Genomic DNA, 3125 nt, shown 5'->3' on the forward strand with positions numbered 1-3125 from the left:
AGGCGTGTGGGGTTCTTGCTGGAATTAGCGAAGGAAACATGCACCAGCAGTAGGTGAAGCATCAACCAGATAATCCGATGAGATGCCGGTCTGTCTCACTCTCATGCAAAGGTAAGATCAACCATTTAATCCGCTTACCCAAAAAAAAATCATCGCCAAGTTCATTTTTTTCTCTGAGACACACTATTTAGTATCGAAAGGTATCAAACAAAGGAGAAAAAAATGGTAGAGTTCATAGATGAAGACGCAGGTTTAGATTCGATTCCAGCAGAGCGTATTTTAGAGCTTGTGCTCAAACACAATCAAAGCCCCATTATGAGCGTTCAAGAGGTGTGTGACTTTGTAAAAATCTCCAAGCCAGTCATATACAGAATGATAAAGACCGGAGAGTTTCCACCACCACTCAAAACCACGCAACGGCAGTCCGCTTGGTTTAAGCATGAGGTTGCTCGTTGGTTAGCCACTAGAAGGCGTGAGGTTTCACCTGTTTAGCCTGAGTCTGTCGCTACAAAAGTGGTAATAAAGTGGTAATGAGTGGCTGTTATTGATAATAAAATGTATTAAAAACAAGGTTTTTAGCTTTTGGTTCGAATCCCCCGCTCTCCGCCAAATTCTTCATAAAACCCGACAATGTTCGGGTTTTTTTATTTCTAATTCCGGTCTTTACCGGCTTTTAGCCTATTTTACGTCTTTTTATTTTCCTTAACCTATCTGGTTGTTGCTACTTTATGTGAGTATAAAAGTGAGTACAGAGCTTGAAATAAAGCTCAGTAAAAACCGCATAGTGTGTTGGTTGTGGTTTAGAATTTGTATTAGAGTTTTTTAACTATTAATACAAATAATGTGTGAGGGGTTTGAGGTGTATCAAACGATCAATCTTTTGCTGGGTGAGTTGTCGACATCGGAACGCATCGATGAAATAAAAGCGCTATTAAGTGAGCGTGTCGACATTACGCTCAATATTGTGGAGCCTAACGCAGAGATCGTGGAAGCAGGGGATAGCTTGTTTTTAAGTTATCTGACGGATGCCGAATTAAAAGACTGGCTGAACAGAGCTAAATTGTTCGATCAACCACCTAGTGTAGCGATTCTGCCGAACGAGCATTGCCCAGCCGCGATGAAAAGCATGGGTATCAGCAAGGATTTAAGCCAAGCGCTTGAAGATGCGATGGACTTTAATCGTCGCCAATTGGTCGATGTATTGATTTGTAATGAAGAACCGGTTTTTCAACATGTGACCGCTGGTGATGTATTTGGTTTAAACAACGCGGTTGAAGCCACCATGTGGGACAAGGTCAAAGCCTTTTGGCGCAATCTGCACCAAATTCATTTTGATAGTTACAGTTTGACTACTGCTAAAGATCAACACATTCAAACCGCCGCTACCGGTATTTTGGTGTTGGAGCATAACAGTCGCAGCCAAGGCGCTAACCATGTGAACGAAAACTTATCTAGCCAAGACGGTAAGTTAAATGCGTTTGTATTAGCCCCTAAAAGCCTGATTAACTATTTGTATTTTATGTTTGTGGTTTTCTTTGTTCGCCGCTTTTCGATGGATGATTTGTCACGCATTGTCGGGGTGATTCAAACCAGTAAATTAACCGTGACTTCGAGCGGACGCGAATTTGAATATCGGATTGATGGTTATTCTTATCAGGCGAGTCAGTTAGATTTAATCATTTACCCTAAAGCCGTATGTTTTCACTTAGGTCGAGGCATGGGGAACATTGAGGTAACAGAGGTTGAGGATGAAGATCTCAAAACACAAAAGGATAAGGTTCGTATCAAAGCTTTACCGCAAGGCGATTTAACCAGCGCGTTATTGACTAAGCCGGTGCCGTTTTTTCCTCGCGCGAGTGATGAGGATTTTAAAGACTTATTTGTTACTTTGCGCACCGGCGCTTTGTTTAGTGAAAGCTTTATCGTATTAATGGTGTTAAGTACGTTGCTAGGTGCGACGGGGTTATTTATGAGTTCTGGCCCGGTGATTATCGGTGCGATGATTCTCGCGCCCTTAATGGCGCCGATTATTTCTTTGTCTATGGGTGTAGTGCGTTATGAATTAAACTTAATGCAAACGGCGCTAAAAACTTTATTTTGGGGGACCTCGGTGGCCTTATTGGTGGGCACAATTTATGCGTGGTTAATGCCTTTAAGTACGGTCACACCAGAAATTGCAGCGCGCTTGAATCCCAACTTATTAGATTTAATGGTGGCGGTGATTTCCGGTATAGCGGGGGCTTATGCCAGCGCTCGATCCGAAGTGGCTAAATCTTTGGCCGGTGTGGCAATCGCGGTGGCGTTGATTCCACCTTTGGCCGTCACTGGGATTGGCTTGGGTTGGGGCGACTGGGCGATTGTGTTAGGTTCATTCTTATTGTTTTTAACCAACTTGGTTGGTATCACTTTAGCGGCCGCGTTTACCTTTATTGTATTGGGTTATTCACCAGTTAAACGGGCGAAAAAGGGCATTAGTTATACCTTGATTTTGATGGTGTTAATTTCGATTCCATTGTTGATGTCTTTTTATGATTTGGTGGAAAAAAACAATCTGATGCGTCAACTGCATCAAGTCGAATGGGTGAGTGCGAAACAAAACGATGTTGAGGTGGATGTAACCGATGTGGAATCGCGTTTTGGTGGCGATGTGCGTGTTTGGGTTGATATTACCTCGAGAGAAGATGTGAGCGCCGAAACCTTGCGTGTCATTCAGCGTCAAATGCAGCAAAAAATAGGGCGGGATATCGAGTTAGAGATTACGCGTCGCATTTTACTGATGCCTGATCAGCCACCTAGCTAAGTGCTGATTGAGTTGTCTTTAAAACATAAAAAAGCCTGCATTTAGCAGGCTTTTTTGTAGCCACCAGGCCTGGTGGTCAGCTTAAATTTAGAGCGAAAAGTCGCCAAAGTCGTCTTTGCTGACTTTGGAGTTGACCTGGCCAACCAAGTAAGAACTGATTTCCGACTCTTGAGGGGCGACCTGAACATTATCACTCACCAGCCAGTTATTCATCCAAGGCAGAGGATTCCCTTTTTGCGGGAAGATAGGGTCTAGATTTAAGGCTTTGAGCCGTACATTGGTAATGTATTCCACATAGCTTTGCAAAATGCTGGTATTTAGGCCA

The 3125-nt window shown here is 43.2% G+C and carries 2 protein-coding genes and 1 pseudogene; 2 read left to right on the forward strand and 1 reads right to left on the reverse strand.

Features of this window, described 5'->3' with window-relative positions; translation table 11 throughout:
- Window positions 1-222: 222 nt before the first annotated feature.
- A complete protein-coding gene (locus tag VIM91_RS07095; RefSeq protein ID WP_331864122.1) occupies window positions 223-492 on the forward strand; it encodes a helix-turn-helix transcriptional regulator in 270 nt (89 codons plus the stop codon).
- A gap of 367 nt (window positions 493-859) precedes the next feature.
- Window positions 860-2800, forward strand: a complete 1941-nt coding sequence (locus VIM91_RS07100) for a TIGR00341 family protein (RefSeq protein WP_331864123.1) — start codon at window positions 860-862, stop codon at window positions 2798-2800.
- A gap of 87 nt (window positions 2801-2887) precedes the next feature.
- On the opposite strand, the pseudogene VIM91_RS07105 reads toward VIM91_RS07100, so the two are convergent.
- Window positions 2888-3125: pseudogene (locus VIM91_RS07105) on the reverse strand (ribonucleotide-diphosphate reductase subunit beta); the annotation flags it as partial.

This window comes from Thiomicrospira sp., from assembly GCF_036568485.1.
Taxonomy (GTDB): domain Bacteria; phylum Pseudomonadota; class Gammaproteobacteria; order Thiomicrospirales; family Thiomicrospiraceae; genus Thiomicrospira.

Excerpts from the sequence above, each read along its gene's own strand:
- VIM91_RS07095 (WP_331864122.1), top strand. The coding sequence starts at position 223 with ATGGTAGAGTTCATAGATGAAGACGCAGGTTTAGATTCGATTCCAGCA.